The sequence below is a fragment of the Paenibacillus sp. FSL H8-0457 genome (assembly GCF_038051935.1).
GTDB classification, from domain to species: Bacteria; Bacillota; Bacilli; order Paenibacillales; family Paenibacillaceae; genus Paenibacillus_AQ; species Paenibacillus_AQ lautus_A.
This window is the reverse complement of record NZ_CP150293.1, coordinates 659,567-678,021: the sequence shown is the minus strand read 5'-3', so window position 1 is coordinate 678,021 and position 18,455 is coordinate 659,567. Positions and strand designations below refer to the sequence as shown.

Here is an 18,455-nt window from a genome sequence, read left to right as displayed (position 1 = left end):
TGGCATGTCCATGAAGCTGGCCATCCTGGGCTTGCTGCTGGAAGGAGACCATCATCCGTACGAGATCCGGATCAAGATGAAGGACCGGGGCATGGATCAATATACCAAGCTCCAGATGGGCTCCCTCTATTACGCGGTAGACCGGCTCGTCGAGGAAGGATACATCGAGGCCGTGGAAACCATCCAAAGCGACAGCCGTCCGGATAAAACCATCTACAGGATCACGGAATCCGGACGCAAGCTTTTTGAACAGCTGCTGCTCAAGAAATTCAGGGACATCGAGCCCGTGCACCACCCGCTGTATATGGCGCTGCCCTTCTCTCGCCACGCAGACCCCGCCGTTCTGGCCCCCATCCTGCAGACCCGGATCCGGGAAGCCGAACACCGGGTGAACCAGGCGTACCAACTATACGTGGAGCACCAGCATATCGTCCCCCGCAGCACGCAGCACCTGATGATCGGGATGTATGAGCACGCCAAGACCGACCTGAACTGGTTAAGACGGCTGCATGAGGACCTGGTGCATGGGAAGCTCGGCACGATCGGCGAGCCGTTGTTTCCGGAGGACGACCGGAACAGGTAATTCCGGGGGATTCTATCGCCCACTTCCTTGAATACGCAAAAAAAGCGAGCACTTCCCTCACTCAGGGTTGGTGCTCGCTTTTTTATATGAAAACGAAATTTAGAACAGGAACTCATCCGGGTTGGAGCCGAAACGTTTGTTTTGGTTCAAGCCGTCAATGGCCGCCATATCTTCTGCGGAAAGCTCGAAGTCGAAGATGCCGGCGTTTTCACGGATCCGATGATCTTTAATCGATTTCGGAATGACGATGACGCCGTTCTGAATGTCCCAGCGCAGAATGACTTGCGCCGTGGTTTTTCCGTATTTCTCCGCGATCTGCGCGAGCGCCGGTTGATCGAGGTTGCCCTGCATCAACGGGCTCCACGCTTCCAGAACGATATGATTCTCGCGTGCATAGCCCAGCAATTCCTTCTGGGAAAGCAGCGGATGCAATTCCACTTGGTTGACGACAGGTACCACGCCGGTATCCTCAATGATATGCTGCAGGTGGCGGATTTGGAAATTGCTGACGCCGATGGAACGAACGAGGCCTTCTTTTTGCAAATGAATCAATGCCTTCCACGTCTCGAGGTATTTATCTTTACCCGGCCAGTGCACGAGATATAAATCAACGATATCCAGCCCCAGCTTCTTGCGGCTCGTCTCAAAAGCTTGCAGCGTCTTCTCATAACCCTGGTCATCGTTCCATACCTTGGTGGTGATGAACAGCTCGTCCCGCGAAACGCCGGATTCGCGAATGGCTTGCCCTACGCCCTCTTCATTGCCGTAGATGGCAGCGGTATCGATGCTGCGGTACCCTGCAGCGATTGCTGATTTTACGGACTGAATAACCTCTTCGCCTTCTTTGGTCTTCCATACGCCAAGGCCCAGCCACGGCATTTTTACGCCGTCATTCAAAGTAGGTCCATCGGTAAAAGTTTGATTGGCCATTCTGAAATCCCTCCTGTTTATGTAATGCAGCGGATATTTGGCCGCTTTCTCCAGTATATCAAAATCCCAGTATCCCGCTCAACGTTACAGCCCTTGCGAGGGCTGCGGACATTTTTTAACTCCATTTAAACGGGGTTTAAACTTCGTCGGATACAATGGGAACAGATACAGGAAAAACAGGCTTTGCGGCCGTTTAATCAGGAGGAATTAATACCCCATGGAAAAACTCATGCTTATCGTTGCCTTAACCGCGCTTGCCATTACATTCGTTCTCTTCGTCGGAAATATCGTGAATAACGGACTGTCCGCCGCCTTCAAACTGAACAGCCGCGCCAAGAGGCTTGCCGTCGTGCTGATCATCGTCTACGCCGTTTCGATCAGCGGATTCGCGCTTCTCCACCATAGCTAATCCCATCATTCATCGCCAAAAAGGGCCGTCCTATGGGCAGCATGCTGCTATAGGCTCGGCCCTTTATTAATCGTTACGGCATTTGCATGTAACCTATCGTTTTAAACCTTGCGTCTAAAAATACCGAAGGTCAGCAGCCCGCATGCCGCCAGAAACAGATACGGCCCAGCGGCCGCTCCTCTGATCGTCTCTCCAAAAAAATCAATGGTCTTGGACGACACATACATCATGGTCAGGAAAATAGCGACCAGCGCAAAGGCGTAGGCAATCAGCTTGTTCATCTTCTTCTCGCGAACCACTTTCAAAAACGGATAGATGAAACATACGATGAACAACACGCCACCCTGCATAAAGCCGTTCTCCGCAGCCACGCCGATATCCAGCCATTTAAAAAAGAAAGAGGCTATCGCCAAACAGGTTGCGATAAAAATAAATTTGCTCCCCAGATCCCACTGTTTAAACCGAAATTTCATCCATGTACACTCCCCTAGTGTCAATCCCCCCGGATGCCCAGCACCCTTCGATAAACTTAGGGTCCATTATACCGGATTTTTGCGGCCGGGGATAGATCAACTACAGGTCTGCAGCACTATTCAGCCATACCGTCTTGTTCGTGGCCGGTTGACGTTTCCCCTGCTTCGGCTCCATGTCCGGATACCCGATGTACAGGAAACCCAGCATTTTATCGTCAGGCTTCAATCCGAACGCTTGGTTCATCAGCGCATGGAAACACGGCTCGCCGGTTCTCCACACGGCGCCAAGACCCAGCTCATGAATTTGCAGCAGCATGTTCTGGATGCCGGCGAATACCGCTCCGTACTCTTCCAGCTCAATCACCTTCGGATCCGTCGACGGCTCAACCGCCACACCGATGACGACCGGAGCGCGGTACGCCTTCGTACGTCCCGATTCGCGCGCTGCGTTCACGGCCTCTTCGCTCGTATCGTCGCCGCCGGCCACCTGAATATCACCCAGGGCATTGCCGAGCACGTCGCGGCCTTCCCCTTGCATGACAAAGAATTTCCACGGCTCCGTCAGCTTGTGGTTCGGCGCCCAGGTTCCTGCTTCGACGATCTGTTCGATCAACTCCTGCGGTACGGCGTCAGGCTTGACCTTGCCAAGGCTGCGGCGCGTGCGGATAGCTTCACTTACGTTCATATTTGATTTCCTCCCGAGCTATATATAGTTGGTCTTATTTGCATACTCCTAATTGAGAGTCTATCTCAATTATAACAAAAAGAGAAGGGGACACCTATCGAGATTCTCGGGTACGGTTCATGTCATAAATTGACCAGTTGAAGAATAACAAGCTCTTCTCTGTCTCCAAATCCTCGATTACAGCCTAGAATTATTGTAAATCCTCCTCTGTTTTACTAGCATTTGGATCGAAACGTTCACATCCTTCTCCTCTATTTTATCTAGATTTCCATGCCATTATCTGGGATAATGGGGTTTAACTCACACAAGAAGATTAGGAGGATGATTCATGACTGATAAGCGACTTATAACGCCCGAGGATTTGTACCGGATGCACTGGGTGAATGACCCTGTCGTATCCCCCGCAAGCGGGGCCATAGCCTATGTACATAAGTCCGTCAGCGAAAAGCACGACGGTTACCGTTCCCATATCCGCCTGCTTCCCGCAGGGGGCGATCAGGATATTCCCTTCACTTCCGGCGAGGCCGATGCAGCACCCGCTTGGTCCCCCGACGGGTCTGAGCTTGCCTTCTTGCGCAAAAAGGGCGATAAGCCACAGGTATGGATCATGCCTGCCAACGGAGGGGAAGCCCGCCCCGCTACCGACCTAAAGCACGGCGTCAGCGCATTTAAATGGTCGCCGGACATCTCGCGTCTGCTGGTTCGGAGCGAAGCCGAAGCGGCTGAATCTACCGAAAGCGAAGAGAAAGACGAAGACGACAAGCACAAGCTGCCGGAAGAAAAAATCATTAACCGCATTAAATATAAAGCCGATGGCCCCGGATTATGGAATGACCGCCGACATCATCTATTTATCGTGAATCCGGCTACGGAAGAATGCAAACCAATCACCGAAGGCGATTTTGACGTATATGCCTTTGCCTGGTCACCCGACGGCGGTAGCATCGCATACAGCAGCACCCTCGCCACGGAGCATTTCCCGGACCCGGATCTTCGCTTGACGAACGATGTGTTTGTCATGGACCTGTCCAGCGGATCGGTAACCGAAATCACGGACGGAACCCTCTCGATCGGTTCCATTGCGTTCACCCCGGACGGGCAGCATGTACTCATGCTTGCCAGCGATCTCAGCTGCGGGTTTGCCACGCTGACCAAAATCCACCTGGTTCCGCTCTCGGGCGGAGAAGCCCGCGTCCTCTTCACGGACATGGACGTTCAGCTCGGGCACGCCGCTGTCAGCGACATGAGAGCTGGGGCGGGAACGCCTCCCCTGTTCAGCAAGGACGGCCGATCGGTTTACGTTCAGCTCAGCCAGGATGGGGGCGTCCATATTGGACGTTTTGGCTTGGACGGCTCCTCCTTCGAGCTGGTGGTGGCAGGTGAACGCGAGGTGTACCAATTCGCACTGACACCGGAAGAAAACGTGGTATTTGCCGCTGCCGACCCGCTGCAGCCAGGCGATCTGTTCAGCTTCACTACAGGCAGCAACGAGGAACGCCGTCTGACGAACTGCAATGAGGAGCTGTGGAACGAGCTTACGTTAAGCACGCCGGAGTCCTTTACGTTCCGTACGTCGGACGGCTGGCCGATCCAAGGCTGGATCATGAAGCCTGCCGGCTTCGCGGAAGGCTCCAAGGTCCCGGCCGTGCTGGAGATTCATGGCGGTCCGCAAGCCATGTACGGACACACGTTCATGCATGAGTTCCAGCTGCTGGCGGCAGCCGGCTATGCCGTTTTCTATACCAACCCGCGGGGCGGCCATGGATACGGTCAAGTCCACGTCAATACCGTCAGAGGCGATTACGGCGGGCGGGATTACCAGGATCTGATGGAAGCCGTGGATTATGTTGTGAATACCTACACTTATATCGACGCTTCCCGTCTCGGCGTGACCGGCGGCAGTTACGGCGGCTTCATGACCAACTGGATCATCGGTCATACCGACCGATTCCAAGCTGCGGTAACCCAGCGCTCGATATCGAACTGGATTTCCTTCTACGGCGTCAGCGATATCGGCTATACCTTTACCCAGGATCAAATCTGGGGCAATCCTTGGGACGATCTCGACAAGCTGTGGAAGCACTCCCCGCTCGCTTACGTGAAGAATGTCAGCACGCCGCTGCTTATCCTTCACGGCGAACAGGACCTCCGCTGCCCGATCGAGCAGGGAGAACAGCTGTTTATCGCCTTGAAGCGACTGGGCCGTGAAACCCAGCTGATTCGCTTCCCCGGCGCGGACCATAACCTGTCCCGCAGCGGCAAGCCGCACCTGCGGGTCCGGCGCCTCAGGCACATCGTGCGCTGGTTCGTGGAGCATATCGAAAAATAACATCAAAAGAAAAACCATCCCCGTGCGAGCTGGCGCAATGAACGCTCGACAGGGATGGTTTTTTTGTGTTGGTTCATCAAACAGGACCGTACACCCTCTCGCCCGCTACAACAGTCTCCCGGACCACCATGCCCGATCCGTCCGTATCGCAGTCGAACAGCGTCAGGTTCGCCGGGCTCCCGAGCGCAAGCTCGCCCAACTGCGGCATATCCAGCACCATAGCCGGGCGGACCGTGACCGCGCTTACTGCTTCCGCCAACGTCATATCCGTATAGCGAATCGCATTCGCAATGCCAACCTCCAGCGAAGAAGCGGATCCGGCCAGTATCGCCGGATTCGCTACCGTATGCAGGCGCCCGTCCGCCGTCAGCTCGACTTCGCCTCCGATGAGGCTGCTGTACCTTCCGGGAGCCATGCCGCCGAACATGACGGCATCGCTGACAAGCACCGCTTTGTTCCGTTTTGCCCGCAGCATCGCTTTCAGCACAGGGGGCGCCAGATGGTGGCCGTCCGGTATAAAGGTGGCCCATAAACGGTCGTCCGCCAGCTGGTGCCAGATATAGTTGGGGTGGCGCGGCAAAACGGGCTGCGAGCCGTTCCCCAGATGCGTCGAAACCGTCGCCCCTGCCTGCACTGCCCGATCGATCTGCTCGCCGGTTGCCATCGTATGCCCGATCGCGACGATAACACCTGCCTTGACTACCTTCTCTATAAATGGAACCGAGCCTTCGCGCTCCGGCGCGAGTGTCACCATCCGGATAAGCCCGTCAGCCGCATCCTGAAGCCGTTGAAACTCATCCCAATCCGGATTCCGGATATACTCCCTCGGATGCGCCCCGCGACTGCCGTCTTCATCGGATAGATAGGGGCCTTCCATATGAATGCCGACTATCGAGGCGCTCCCGAACTGCTTGGACCCGGCATACTTGGATAATGCCTGAAATGCTTGACGCATCCGGTCGTAGCTGCCCGTGATGACCGTTGGCAAGTAGGCGGCGACCCCGCACCGATGCAGCGCCCGCGTCACACCTTCAATGTCGCTTTGCGACGTCACGGTTCCATTCAAATCGTATCCGCCGAAGCCGTTGACCTGCACATCGATCCAGCCGCTGCTGATCCAGGGCAGCAACGCCGTCTTATCCCCCTGACCTAACCGTCGTATAGCCGCGATCCGTCCGTCTGACGACTCTACCTCAACCGGCTCGCCGGTGTGCGGGAGCTTTCCACGCCACATCATAGGTGCCCCCTGCCTAAGCCCATTGATATATCGGCGCTGCCGATGCTTTATCCAGATACAGCATCCAGCTGGAATGCGTCTTCAGGATGGTAGCCGGCACCCGGTTATCGACCCCGCCTTGAATCGTATTTTGAATGGCTGCCGCTTTCGCCTGATGAGGCACGACCGATACGATATGGCGGCTCTTCAAAATCTGCTTGACCGTCATCGTAATCGCCTGTTTGGGCACTTCCTCATTCGTTGCAAACCAGCCTTCCCTTACCTGCTGGCTCTTGCAGGTATCGCTGAGATTCACGATCGTATAAGGCGAATCGTTATCAAAATCGGCCGGCGGATCATTAAAGGCAATATGCGCATTCTCCCCGATCCCGATCAGGGCCAAATCCACGGGCGCTTTGACGATTTCCTCGTTCAGCCGCTTCACCGTTTCCTCGGGATCGCCCTCCCCGTTGATGAGCCAAGCTTGACCGACGCTCACATATTTCAGGAAGCGCTCCTTCAAGTACTTGCGAAAGCTCGCCGGATGGGATTCCGGCAGCGCAATGTATTCGTCCAAATGGAACATTTCGATTCGTTCCCATTCCAGATTCAGCTTCACGAAATGCGACAAAAACTCAAACTGCGACGCGCCCGTCGACAGGACGATTCGCGCTTTTCCTTTATCCGCGATTGTATCGCGAAGAATCGCCTCGCAAGCGCGGGCCGCCTCCAAGCCTGCCTGATCCGCATGTTCCAAGATGTTCAACTGCATAATGATAATTCCTCCTTGTTGTACAACATTGTAGAAATGTAAGCCATTAGGCCAGAACGCCGCTATTCATAAATTCCTCCAGCCTCACCATGCGTTTTTCTACGCGGGAACGCTCGGCGGCAAACGCCATCAGATGACTCTGGATCGATGCTTGGGCAGAGGTTGTGCTGTTATGCTGTCCCTTGGATTGAACCGACTTCACAAAATCGGCGATCAAACGCATATCCCCGCCGCCATGGCCTACATGGCCTTCCGGATCGACGAGCTGGATCACTTCCTGCTTGCCGCTGCCGAAACGGCGGATCTCGATCTCATTAGTCTCCATCGTGGCCCGTATTTCGCCTTCGGTGCCCATTAGCTTGATGGTACGGTTGCATTTCTCCGTGAACGCGCTCATCGTGAACACCGCCGTAATGTCATGCTCGAACTCCATGCTGACGACCTGATGATCCACGACGTCGTTATCACAATGGTACACGCACCGGCCAAAAGGACCCTCCAGCATCGCTTGGTAACGCGCTTCGTAACTCGGGTCGTTGCTCGCAGCCTCGCCTTTCCAGCCTGCATTCTCGATCAAATACGTATTCGGCGCATAGTACTGGCATTCGTGCGATACCGGGCATCCATCCAGGCAGCGCTTCGGCGCGCCGGGCGGAGCCGATTCCGGACGGAAATGCGACAGGTGGCCATAGGAGGCCACGCTTAGACATCGGCCTCCCGCCAGCCATTGCATGATGTCCAAGTCATGGCAGGATTTGGCCAAAATCATCGGGCTGGATGACTCGCTGTTATTGAAATATCCCCGCACATACGAGTGGGCCTGGTGCCAATAGCCGACGTTCTCGTTGTGCTGGATCGACATCAGGCGGCCGATTCGTCCTTCATTGAGCAGCCGTTTAAGCTCTTGGAAAAAAGGCGCATACCGGAGAACATGGCAAATCGTTAACGTACGGTCGAAGGCTTCCGCCTGCCGGCCCATATCGATGCATTCCTGCCACTCCGGGGACATCGGCTTTTCCAGCAGCACATGATACCCGGCTGCCAACGCCTTCATGGTCGGCTCATAGTGGTCCCGGTCCCTCGTGCAGATGAAGACCGCATCCGATTGACGGGGTCCGGCAAACAGCTCATCCCAGCTTGCAAAGCATTGCTCATCCGCTATCCCGAACTTCGCTTGGCAGCGGCTGCGCCGCACCTCATCCGGATCGGCAACGGCAACAATCTGCATCTCCTCCGGTCGCTGGAGCGCATATCCGCTGTAAATCATGCCGCGAAGGCCGGCTCCGACCAGCGTGACCGTTAGTGGTTTTGGTTTACTCATGTCCTTCCACATCCTTTCCCTCTAGTTGCCCGCGATATTCTACCCTTGGTTCGTTCAGCTCGGAGGGATCAAGCATCTTGAAAATGCCGGGAAACACGACGCTCATCGCTTCCTCCTCCTCAAGCTGCCGCGCCCTGACCAGATCGGCTGCACTACACACAGGATGAATGGCCGTAATCGTGCCGATTCTGTGGTCAACCTCCGCGGCAAGCTGCACATACAACCCTTCCCGACCTACCGTATAGAACGGGATCGCTCCCGCCTGCCACTCATCAAAGTGGGAGATAACCTCCATGCACCGGATGACATCGTACGTGCGCAGCGCAGCCAAACTGTCCCCGAGCCAGATCAAATCATCGGCAAGCTTATGCAGCACCCCAAAATAAGAACGCGCGGGCTTACCATAGATCGGATAGGGCTCATGAGGACCGACCCCGGACGTGTTCAGCACCAGCACGGCGCGGCCGGATCGGCAGGTTTCCTGAATCCAGGCCCAATGCGCTTTCAGATGGCGGGTCCCTCCCCGCCAAACGGCAACGGTCAGCAGCCGCCTTCGTTCGGCTGTATCCTCGGCCAGTCGGAATACATAACCGCTGTTCATGATGCCCTGCTGCGACCACCACAAGCGATAATCGACCTCAAGGCCCTCCACTGTGCCCAGCCCAATGATGCGCGGGTTCAATTCGCAAGGCTTCCGGGAGGCGTAAATCTTCTCCTGCAGCCACTGCCTTGCTTGATCCTGTCTTTGCTGCGTCGGCAGCAGCGAACGGGCTGCTGCCAGCTGGTCGCAGCGATCGGCATTGAAGTCCCGGATCGTCCTTCCGTCCGCCTTATCCCGGTACACCTGACCGCTGGGACTGCACCACAGTTGTTCCGGAGGCAGCGCCTCGATCTTCATGGCATCGTTGGGAACAACCTTCACCTCGAGATGCCGGACGAAAAATGCCGCGGCCGCCGCGGCCAGCCGATCCGTATAGCGGTGCGTCGAGGCGTCGGTCACAAGCTGCAGGTCGCCCGGGTGACCGAGCAGCTCCCAGAAGCGCCTGCAGCGATCAACGGTGCGCCGCGTGCCTTCAATCGGGAAGAAATCGTATTCTGCCGCCAACACGATCAGCGGCTTCGGCGCAAAAGCGATAAGCAGATCCTCATGGTCGTAACCCAGCCCGGACAGGCCCGGCCATACCTGCTCGGCATCCTGCACGCCGCCGGCATGCATGTACAGCTGCCGATTCATGATGAAGGTGGCGGGAGCCGCCGCCGCTATGCGTTCATCGCAGACCATCATCATGGCCGTCTGCGTTCCGCCGCCGGAATTTCCCGTTACGCCGATCCGCGACGGATCGACCTCGGGCCGTTCGCACAAGTAGTCGATGGCACGCATGGCATCGTGAACGAAATATCGGGCTACGCTGTCGCCGAGCATATGGCACTGAACGCCGTACTGCTGATGCTCCTTCGTTCCCCATAGGACGCTCCCTTCCCGATGCTCGAAATCATGAAGGCTAAGGCGCTCGCCCTGCCCGATCGGATCGATGGCCAGCACGATGATGCCCGCCCGGACGAAGTGCTGGATGACGCGCTGATAATAGGCATCATGCTTCGCCCCCAGCTCGTGCCCGCTCAGAAACAGGACGGCCGCGGAGCGTTCTTCCCGGTGATCGGGCAGATACAGATTCGACGTGACGGCATACCCCGGAAGGGACTCGAACATCACCTTCTCTATATGAAAGCCGGTTCCGCGAATACTTCCCGTTGTGCGTCCGTTAAGAAGGGTATCGGTTCTACCATTTGACATGTTGCCGGCGTTCCCCGTGGACCAGCGCGAACGTTCCTTAAGCGGAGACCTGTCAGGCGATGTTTCCTCTCCGAATGCCGCCCCTTCCTCCCGTCCCGGGTTCGCGAATGCATCGGGAAGACCGCCGATGGACCTCAGGAAGGCCGCCCTTATGGCCTCCTGCCGCTCTCTTGCCGCCTCGGCCGTGACGATGGAATCGCGGATAGCATCCCCGGCGGCAAATGCGGCATCGGAACGCTCGAACACATGCGCTTTCAACTGATCCCGCGTGTCGTATAGCGTGCAAACATACTGCTCCAGTTCCTGAACGCTGTTCATCTCGATGAACTCCTGTTGACGAGCGTCGGCGATACGTCCGGCAGCTTCATCGCCCGGCCTTCGGCAATGGAGCGATTGGCCGTGGCGCCGATCAGAAGGGATTCGGCGCCTACCGAGCTGTCGGCTTGTTGACCTAGCGGATCTTCGATCCCGCCTTCGAACAGCGCCTTGCGCAGCTTTGCATCCCCGCCGCCGTGACCGGCGGCCGATGTATTGACCTCGACCAGCTCTTCCGTGCCATCGGCTCTGAAAATATGAATCCGGCTCGCTTCCCCTTGCTTCATATCCGCGTTGCTGTATACATTCGAGACCTCAATCCGGCCTTTGCTGCCGTTGATCGCGGCGCGCCAGCCCTCATACGGGCTATAGGCGACGAGGGAATAGGTCAGCATCGCATCATTGTCGTACCGGACATTGACCGACATCGTGTCATAAATGTCGATCCGGCCGTCAAACAGGCAGCGGTCCCGCAAATAGCCGTCGGCTTCTTCCGCCTGGCGATAGTATTTTTCAAGAAACGGATCCTTTTCGATATCCATATAGAACTCGCACTCGTCTTTCCGGTGGCAAGTCAGGCATCGTTCTCCATGGTCCTGCCGGTCGTCCCCGTACACCCGTCTCGTCCCAAACGCATGAACTTCCGCGGGACGGCTGTTCATCCACCAGTTCACGATGTCGAAGTGATGCGTGGACTTGTGAACCAGCAGCCCGCCGCTGTTCTTCATCTCGGCGTGCCATCTGCGGAAATAGTCCGCGCCATGCCGGCGGTCCAGAAACCACTCCAGATCAATATGGTAAACATCTCCGATGGCTCCTTGCAGCAGCAGTTCCTTCACGGTCGCAAAATAAGGCGCAAACCGAAGGTTGAACGTGACCGTCACCTTCTTGCCGCTCTCCGACTCCGCCTGCAGAATCTCTCGGCACTTGTCTTCGTCAATCGTCATCGGCTTCTCGCTAATGACGTCGCAGCCTGCCCTCAAGGCTTGCACGATGTAGGTATGATGCGTGTAATCCGTACTCGCCACGATCACGACATCCGGCTTCGCGGCGGCGATCATTCCGTCAAAATCATCGTAGACGGGGATCCCCCCGCACTCCTCGCTCAGAAAGCGCGCCCGCACCGGATTGGCATCATACACGCCTTCAAAGGCAAGGACGCCTCTCCAGTCGGTAACCATCGGCTTAGCAAACATATACAGCGCTCTCGATCCAGCGCCGACCAGCACGTACTTCTTCATATCGTAAGTTCCTCCTTCAGCCTTTCATCCCTGTCGAAGCGATGCCTTGAACAAATTGCTTCTGCGCGAACAGATAGACGATGACGACCGGCAGCGTCGTAATAACGGCCCCCGCCATCAGCAGCGCTTGATTGACGTTCTCCGATTTCAGGTAGAGCAAGCCGAGCGGCAATGTGTACAATTCCTTGTCTTGCAGGTAAATCAGCGGGCCCAGCGTGTTGTTCCACGCGCCCATGAAGGTGAATACGCCCAGCGCGGCCAGCGCCGGCTTGCACAGCGGCAAATAAATTTTGAAGAATATGCCCGGCGGGCTGCAGCCGTCGATCGTAGCCGATTCATACAGCTCTTTGGGCAAGGATTTAATGAACTGATGCATTAAGAAAATACCGAACGCCCCGCCCAGGAAGCTGGGCACGATCAAAGGGTAGTACGAATTCAACGCCCCGAATTCCTTCCAGATGAAATAGGTCGGGATCATGGTCACTTGCGACGGAATCATTAGGGTAGCCAGCATGATCATATAGATGAGCCCCCGCAGCCGAAAGGTAAACATCGCCAGCCCGAAGGCCACGAAAGCGCTGGAGACCAAGGATCCCACCATCTCGATCGAAACGATGAAAAAGCTGTTCAAGGTATATCGACCGAAGTCGACTTTATTCCATATCGTCACATAGTTATCCCAATTCAGCGGATTCGGGATGAGCTGCGGCGGCATCTGCGAGATGGCGCCAACCGTCTTCAGCGACGTGGACAGCATCCATATGAACGGGAACACCATGAAAACCGCACCGGCAATCAGCAGCAGGTACATCAGCACCTTAAGCAAGGGGTGAGTCGTCTTAGTCATAGTGCACCCACTTTTTCTCGAAATACTTCTGAAACAACGTGAAGCCCAGGATGATGACAAACAGCAGCCAGGCCGTTGCCGATGCCGGTCCCATTTTGAAGAGCAGGAACGCATCCCGGTACACCAGCAGATTCGGCACCATATTTCTCTCCGGTATGCCCGTGGTGATGGAGCCGAACAGACCGAGGAACACGTCGAATGCCTGGAATGCCGAGATGGTAGACAAAATCATGACGAGATACACCATCGGCGTTACCATCGGGAACACCACCTTCGTCAGCTGCTTCCAGCCATTGGCGCCATCGATCTGCGAGGCTTCCAGCACCTCTTTCGGAACGTTCTGCATGCCGGCCAGAATCATGATCATGGATTGGCCCACGCCCTTCCATACCTGAACGATCGCGATGCTGGAGATGACCATCAGCCAATGGCTGCTGTCAATCCATTTGACGGGGGCAAGGCCGACAGACTCCAGCACCCAGTTAATCACGCCGTATTGATAGTTGAACATCCACACCCAGACCACACCGCCGGCGATCCACGGAGTCACGACGGGCAGGAAATAGAACAGCCGGAACAAGCCCTTGGCCCGGATGGCCTGATTCAGCATGAATGCGATCACGAACGCCATTATCGTCTGAATCGGCACGAAGATGAGCGCAAACACAAACACGTTCCGAATGGACACCCAGAACTCGTGCTTGTTCAGGACGCGCACCCAGTTGTCCAGTCCGATCCACCGCGGGGGGTTAAACAAATCCCACTCCGTGAAGGAAATATACGTGGAGAAGAGGATCGGAAATAAGAGAAAAACCACGACATTGATGACAAACGGCAATGTGAAGATATAACCCCAGTATCCTTGTTTCTGCATGACACACCTGCCTTTCGTTAACGAAGCAAGGGATGCAATCCGACACGTCGCCAAGACTGCATCGCCCTGATCCCATGAAAGTTATTTACCGGAGTCCAGCACATCCTGAACCTTGGCATGAATATCCTTCACGCCGTCTTCCACCGAAACGTTGCCCACCATGATTTCATTGACCACCTGCTGCACCAGAATGCGCCATTCGCTCCAGGTAGCATTCTCGTCAAGGGTAACGCCGCCTTCGTTAATGCCGTCCGTGAAAGCCGCTTTGTTCAGCGGTTTGGTTGTGCTGTCCTTCAATTGATCCAGCGCCGACTTTTTAACGGGCAGCGTGGATCCCGTCTTGACGACGATATCCTGCACTTCATCGCCGAGATAATATTTCAGGAACTCCCAGGCGGCATCCTTCGATTCCTGCTTGGCTCTGGAGGAGACCAGCCACGTGTTGGCTACCATCGGAACATAGCGCTTGCCGTCAACCCCTTTCGGAATTTTGACGACATCCCAGTTCGTGTCGGCAAAGCTCTCGTTCATATTCACCTGCAGGCTGTATTGAAGGAAATACATCGCGGCCTTGCCGCTCGCGAATACTTCGAGCTCGCCGCCGTTCGCTTTCAGGTAATCGATATCGGCAAAATAGCCTTGATCCAAACCGTCATACAGCTGCTGTAATCCGGCCGCGGTTTTGGGATCGTCAAACCGCGATTTCGTCAGGGTGTCGTCCAAGGCCGAGCCGCCTGCCTGCTTGATCCAAGGAAACCAGCCGTTGGTGATGGAAAAGGAACCGATGAATCCGAATTGGCTCGTGTTGTCTCCATCCTTGACCGTCAGCTTCTTGGAGGCCTCAATCAGGTCGTCATAGGTCCAGTCGTCGGTTGGTACAGGTACGCCCGCCTTCTCGAAGACATCCTGGTTATACGCGAGCGCAATCGGGTTAATGCCGTGAGGCACGCCCCAGATCTTGCCTTCAGGCGTTTTGGCGGAGAACAGGCCGTCGATGTATTCGTCCGCTTTCAGGTCGGCTTCAATGTAGGAGGACAAGTCCTCTGCCACGCCTCGTTCCCCGTAGCTAAGTATGGTGGCGTTCTCTTGGAACCAGACGTCCGGCATCGTGTTGCCTGCAATCTGCGTGGCGATCTTGGACGTAAAGTCCCCCCAAGGCGCTTCTTGGATTTCAACGTTGATGTGGGGGTGGGACGCAATAAAACCGTCGATAATTTCTTTACTCGTCACCTCATAGCTGCCAGGGAGCCCAATCTTGAGCGTCACCTTCTCTTTGCTGCCTTCCGCTTCCCCCGGCGAGACCTCCCCATCGGTTGACCCGCCGGATGAGGAGCAAGCGGTGAACATCATCATAAACGCCAGCATCAAAGAGATTACCTTTACCTTTTTAGACATTGAAAACCCTCCTTTTTGAGTTGCAAATAGAGATTGCGTGTTTTCTGCTCCAGCTCATTCCAATGGTATTGATTCTATAGTAATCGATTTCTGTAACGAGTATAGCATGGAAGCCCTTTCTTGAATAGAGTTTTCTATGCTCCCATCGATTATTTTTATAATATAAGTCTGACTTTGAGCGTTGTATAAGGTATTCCAAGGTTTAACAGGGATTGTTTTCCACATGCTGAATCAAGAAACGAATAGAAAAAAGTTAGTAATCGATATCTTTTATAACAACTAATAAAGCCCGAGCGTTGTTGTTATGCCCGGGCTTTAAACCATCCTTGTATTCACTTGTTCTCCCGGATATCCCGGACCGATTTTCGCTCCAGCAATTTAGGCTGCAGCATCAAATCGAACATCGGGCTATCCTCGCCCTGCATCATATCCAGCAGCATTTTGCAGGCCATCTTCCCCATCTCGTAATCGGGCTGCTTAATGGTTGTGAGCGGCGGATGAATCATCTGTCCCACGTCAATGCCGTCAAAGCCCATCACCGAAATCTGCTCCGGCACCTGAATGTCGCGCTGCGACAATTCGTTGATCACCCCAAAGGCCATCATGTCGTTGCACGCAAATATCGCCGTCGGCTGCGGCGAATGTTCCAGCAGTCTCTGCGTGAGCTGCTTGCCCGTATCGAATTCGGTGACCGCATTATACACTTCCTCGGTCGGGGACTCGACCACCAGCGGCTTGAGACCCGCGTCCTTCATCGCCGACATATAGCCCTGATGAATGCTTCGGCGGCTTGGGCGATCCAGCTTGGAAGTGACGTAACCGATGCGCGCATGCCCCTTCTCCTGCAGATGCTTGGTTGCGATGTAACCGGCCTTGTGGTAGTCGAACTCGATCTGGTTAATGTTGTCCTCATCGATCTTCTGATCGATGGCGATGACGTTCAGGCCAAGTTTCATCAACTGGGTCAACTGGCTCTTATCCTTGGAGATCGAGGAGATGATCAGGCCTTTGACCTGCTTCTCCATGATCGTCCTTAAATATTCGTCTTCCAGGGCCGGATCTTGCAGGGAGTTGCATACGATAACCGTAAAGCTATTCTGCCGAGCCACCTCTTCGATCCCGAAAATGACGGAAGAATAAAACGGGTTCACAATAGAAGGAATGATGACTCCGATCGTATTGCTGCTATTCTTCTTCAGCTGTTTGCCGAGCATATTCGGAATATAATTGGACTCCTTCGCGATTTGCTGGATGCGCTCTTTAAGCTCCTTGCTGACAGGATAACTGCTGTTGCTTAACACGCGCGAAACCGTTGCCGAAGAAACATTCGCCATCTTTGCTATATCATGTATTGTGGTCGGCTTCTTCATAGGATCCCTCACTTATAGTAATCGTTTACTATTGTAAAGTATACAAATAGCTGACATAGAAAGCAATAAACCGATGAAAATATCCTAAACGTTCATGCCCCCGTTATATCCTTAGATCCCGCATTTCTCGGCTAAATCCCATTGCCCGAAACGTTATGTTCAGCCGCTGAATGTGACGAATCCCGCTATCGATTTGCCTTACGTGCTTGCGAACAAAAAAAGAGACCGCCGGGTCATCCCCGGCGGCAAATATATTGGTGGAAGGAATTTCATCGTTCAGTAGGAATAAGGAGCAGCTAAAAAATGACTGAGTCTGAGATTACACTTCAGGCGTTCCGTAGGTTGCGAACCAACCCTTGATCGTATCGAAATCATCCGTAAAGGACAGGGAGAGCAGCAGCAGAACGCGGGCTTGTTGAGGACTCAGGTTGTCGCCTGAAATGATGCCCTCTCCGCCGCCGTATACGCTGCCAGAGCCTGTACGGGTCGTAGTTACGAAGACCACCCCCTTTTCGATGGCTTCTTTGCGGGCGGCACTCATCTCTCTCGAGATGCCGCCTGCGCCGGTACCGGAGGTGACGATGCCTTTAGCTCCGTCTGCCACAAAGCCTTTGATCGCCCCGCCGCCGGCCTCCTGATAAGAAACCGCAATTTCGACCTTCGCCAGATCCCCTTTCGTGATTTTGCTCAGATCAAACACTGGTTTACCCTGGCCTTCGTCTTTCATTGCACGGAGGGGAGCCCGGTAGATACGGATATTCTCGTCATCGATATATCCGACCGCGCCCAGCATAGGCGTTTCGAACGTGTCGGTGCGGTAGTCATTGGTCTTGGTTACGCCGCGTGCCAGATGAATCGTGTCATTCAGCATCAGCACCGTGCCGAAGGATTCCGTGCGGCCGCTCCCGGCAAGTTTGATGGCGTTGTACAAGTTCGCTTGGGCATCGGAACCGATCACCGTCCAAGGTCTCATGGAACCGGTGATAACGACGGGTTTATCGCTTTGCACCGTCAGATCGAGGAAGTACGCAATCTCTTCCATCGTATCCGTCCCTGTTGTCACGACGACGCTATCGTACACCTCCAGCGCCTTGTCGACGGTCCGGGAAAGATCGTATAAATCGGCCATGGTATAGGCGCTCGACCCGGAGTTGCCGAACTGAAGCGTGCTGATATCCGCAATCTTGTCCGTATTCGGAAGCTCGCCTACCATATCTTCAATCTTCAGCGTTCCTGCCCGATAGGATTGAAAGCTGGTAGCATCCGTCGATTGGCCCGCCAAAGTGCCGCCAGTCGCAACCACCAGCACGTTCGGCTTCGCCGATTGTTTAGAGGCCTCCGACAGGGGAGGAACCGTCGTATTCCTTCCTGGCGCCGCAGGGGTTTGCACGGGTGAAACCGCACTAACCGTCCCTTTCACTTCCGTTACCGTTGCAGCATGTGCCGCATACGTCCCAACAGGCGATAAAGTAATCACAAAAGCGGTAAATGCAGCGGTACTCCAAACTGCTAACGGGCGTTTCGACTTCGGTTTCATCATGGCACTCTCCTCTGATGTGTATGTGATATTATCTAACATAAATCTATGTATTCGTTAGAGTTATTCTATTTAATGTTATTTAATATAACAAATATTACATGCAGTAGAGAAAACGTTAACAATGATAGTTTATGAATGATAACCCCTCTTTTCTTGCCATTTTTAATAGATTTAAATAAATATAATCCAGAAATAAAAAGAGCACATCATGAGAATAAAATCAATTAATGTTATATAAATTAACATATGAAGCCATCTGCAAACGATTCTATCCGAACTATAAACAATAACAAGGGATAGTCCATCACCTTCCGGTCGGACTATCCCTTGCACTTGTTATCATTCATTGCGCTTGCTGGC

At 54.5% G+C, this 18,455-nt stretch carries 16 protein-coding genes; 3 read left to right on the top strand and 13 right to left on the bottom strand.

The window, feature by feature from the left end:
• Positions 1–4: 4 nt before the first annotated feature.
• Positions 5–583 carry a PadR family transcriptional regulator gene (locus tag MHI43_RS02950; RefSeq protein ID WP_036664688.1) on the top strand — a complete coding sequence of 193 codons (579 nt, stop codon included), beginning with the start codon at positions 5–7 and terminating at the stop codon, positions 581–583.
• Positions 584–682: 99 nt separating this feature from the next.
• Here the strand turns inward: MHI43_RS02950 and MHI43_RS02945 are convergent, their stop codons facing one another.
• Positions 683–1,513 carry an aldo/keto reductase gene (locus tag MHI43_RS02945; protein ID WP_009594154.1) on the bottom strand — a complete coding sequence of 277 codons (831 nt, stop codon included), beginning with the start codon at positions 1,511–1,513 and terminating at the stop codon, positions 683–685.
• Between the two features lie 217 nt (positions 1,514–1,730).
• Here MHI43_RS02945 and MHI43_RS02940 point away from each other — a divergent pair, with 217 nt between their 5' ends.
• Complete coding sequence (locus MHI43_RS02940; protein WP_036664690.1) at positions 1,731–1,922, top strand: hypothetical protein; 192 nt, start codon at positions 1,731–1,733, stop codon at positions 1,920–1,922.
• 101 nt (positions 1,923–2,023) lie between these two features.
• On the opposite strand, the gene MHI43_RS02935 is transcribed toward MHI43_RS02940, so the two are convergent.
• A complete protein-coding gene (locus tag MHI43_RS02935; protein WP_012818768.1) occupies positions 2,024–2,395 on the bottom strand; it encodes a hypothetical protein in 372 nt (123 codons plus the stop codon).
• A 100-nt stretch (positions 2,396–2,495) separates the two neighbouring features.
• Positions 2,496–3,080 (bottom strand): nitroreductase, encoded by a 585-nt coding sequence (locus MHI43_RS02930; protein WP_036664692.1) that lies wholly within the window; start codon positions 3,078–3,080, stop codon positions 2,496–2,498.
• Between the two features lie 328 nt (positions 3,081–3,408).
• Here MHI43_RS02930 and MHI43_RS02925 point away from each other — a divergent pair, with 328 nt between their 5' ends.
• Positions 3,409–5,409 carry a S9 family peptidase gene (locus MHI43_RS02925; RefSeq protein WP_036664693.1) on the top strand — a complete coding sequence of 667 codons (2,001 nt, stop codon included), beginning with the start codon at positions 3,409–3,411 and terminating at the stop codon, positions 5,407–5,409.
• A gap of 76 nt (positions 5,410–5,485) precedes the next feature.
• Here MHI43_RS02925 and MHI43_RS02920 read toward each other — a convergent pair whose 3' ends face one another.
• From MHI43_RS02920 to MHI43_RS02875, 10 genes are all read right to left on the bottom strand, one after another.
• Positions 5,486–6,643, bottom strand: a complete 1,158-nt coding sequence (locus tag MHI43_RS02920; protein ID WP_341283220.1) for an amidohydrolase family protein — start codon at positions 6,641–6,643, stop codon at positions 5,486–5,488.
• A 16-nt stretch (positions 6,644–6,659) separates the two neighbouring features.
• Complete coding sequence (locus MHI43_RS02915) at positions 6,660–7,397, bottom strand: glucosamine-6-phosphate deaminase (protein ID WP_036664695.1); 738 nt, start codon at positions 7,395–7,397, stop codon at positions 6,660–6,662.
• Positions 7,398–7,443: 46 nt separating this feature from the next.
• The gene (locus MHI43_RS02910) at positions 7,444–8,718 is read right to left on the bottom strand and encodes a Gfo/Idh/MocA family oxidoreductase (protein ID WP_036664696.1); all 1,275 of its coding nucleotides are present in this window, start codon (positions 8,716–8,718) and stop codon (positions 7,444–7,446) included.
• Positions 8,711–10,831 carry an acetylxylan esterase gene (locus tag MHI43_RS02905; protein ID WP_036664697.1) on the bottom strand — a complete coding sequence of 707 codons (2,121 nt, stop codon included), beginning with the start codon at positions 10,829–10,831 and terminating at the stop codon, positions 8,711–8,713. The genes MHI43_RS02910 and MHI43_RS02905 overlap by 8 nt, the downstream gene beginning before the upstream one ends.
• Positions 10,828–12,069 carry a Gfo/Idh/MocA family oxidoreductase gene (locus MHI43_RS02900; protein WP_036664699.1) on the bottom strand — a complete coding sequence of 414 codons (1,242 nt, stop codon included), beginning with the start codon at positions 12,067–12,069 and terminating at the stop codon, positions 10,828–10,830. Before MHI43_RS02900 ends, MHI43_RS02905 begins: the two co-directional genes overlap by 4 nt.
• A gap of 16 nt (positions 12,070–12,085) precedes the next feature.
• Entirely contained in the window at positions 12,086–12,916 is an 831-nt protein-coding gene (locus MHI43_RS02895) for a carbohydrate ABC transporter permease (protein WP_009591862.1), read from the bottom strand.
• Positions 12,909–13,790 (bottom strand): sugar ABC transporter permease, encoded by an 882-nt coding sequence (locus MHI43_RS02890; protein WP_036664701.1) that lies wholly within the window; start codon positions 13,788–13,790, stop codon positions 12,909–12,911. The genes MHI43_RS02895 and MHI43_RS02890 overlap by 8 nt, the downstream gene beginning before the upstream one ends.
• Positions 13,791–13,871: 81 nt before the next feature.
• Positions 13,872–15,185, bottom strand: a complete 1,314-nt coding sequence (locus tag MHI43_RS02885) for a sugar ABC transporter substrate-binding protein (protein ID WP_012818759.1) — start codon at positions 15,183–15,185, stop codon at positions 13,872–13,874.
• Positions 15,186–15,517: 332 nt separating this feature from the next.
• Complete coding sequence (locus tag MHI43_RS02880; protein WP_341283219.1) at positions 15,518–16,519, bottom strand: LacI family DNA-binding transcriptional regulator; 1,002 nt, start codon at positions 16,517–16,519, stop codon at positions 15,518–15,520.
• A gap of 355 nt (positions 16,520–16,874) precedes the next feature.
• On the bottom strand, positions 16,875–18,095 hold the full coding sequence (locus MHI43_RS02875; RefSeq protein WP_012818757.1) for an asparaginase: 1,221 nt from the start codon (positions 18,093–18,095) through the stop codon (positions 16,875–16,877).
• Positions 18,096–18,455: the final 360 nt, after the last annotated feature.

Coding starts and splice junctions, on each gene's coding strand:
- MHI43_RS02910 (WP_036664696.1), bottom strand. CDS start 8,718: ATGAGTAAACCAAAACCACTAACGGTCACGCTGGTCGGAGCCGGCCTT.
- MHI43_RS02920 (WP_341283220.1), bottom strand. CDS start 6,643: ATGTGGCGTGGAAAGCTCCCGCACACCGGCGAGCCGGTTGAGGTAGAG.
- MHI43_RS02925 (WP_036664693.1), top strand. CDS start 3,409: ATGACTGATAAGCGACTTATAACGCCCGAGGATTTGTACCGGATGCAC.
- MHI43_RS02895 (WP_009591862.1), bottom strand. CDS start 12,916: ATGACTAAGACGACTCACCCCTTGCTTAAGGTGCTGATGTACCTGCTG.
- MHI43_RS02880 (WP_341283219.1), bottom strand. CDS start 16,519: ATGGCGAATGTTTCTTCGGCAACGGTTTCGCGCGTGTTAAGCAACAGC.
- MHI43_RS02890 (WP_036664701.1), bottom strand. CDS start 13,790: ATGCAGAAACAAGGATACTGGGGTTATATCTTCACATTGCCGTTTGTC.
- MHI43_RS02875 (WP_012818757.1), bottom strand. CDS start 18,095: ATGATGAAACCGAAGTCGAAACGCCCGTTAGCAGTTTGGAGTACCGCT.
- MHI43_RS02950 (WP_036664688.1), top strand. CDS start 5: ATGTCCATGAAGCTGGCCATCCTGGGCTTGCTGCTGGAAGGAGACCAT.
- MHI43_RS02900 (WP_036664699.1), bottom strand. CDS start 12,069: ATGAAGAAGTACGTGCTGGTCGGCGCTGGATCGAGAGCGCTGTATATG.
- MHI43_RS02905 (WP_036664697.1), bottom strand. CDS start 10,831: ATGAACAGCGTTCAGGAACTGGAGCAGTATGTTTGCACGCTATACGAC.
- MHI43_RS02930 (WP_036664692.1), bottom strand. CDS start 3,080: ATGAACGTAAGTGAAGCTATCCGCACGCGCCGCAGCCTTGGCAAGGTC.
- MHI43_RS02945 (WP_009594154.1), bottom strand. CDS start 1,513: ATGGCCAATCAAACTTTTACCGATGGACCTACTTTGAATGACGGCGTA.
- MHI43_RS02935 (WP_012818768.1), bottom strand. CDS start 2,395: ATGAAATTTCGGTTTAAACAGTGGGATCTGGGGAGCAAATTTATTTTT.
- MHI43_RS02940 (WP_036664690.1), top strand. CDS start 1,731: ATGGAAAAACTCATGCTTATCGTTGCCTTAACCGCGCTTGCCATTACA.
- MHI43_RS02915 (WP_036664695.1), bottom strand. CDS start 7,397: ATGCAGTTGAACATCTTGGAACATGCGGATCAGGCAGGCTTGGAGGCG.
- MHI43_RS02885 (WP_012818759.1), bottom strand. CDS start 15,185: ATGTCTAAAAAGGTAAAGGTAATCTCTTTGATGCTGGCGTTTATGATG.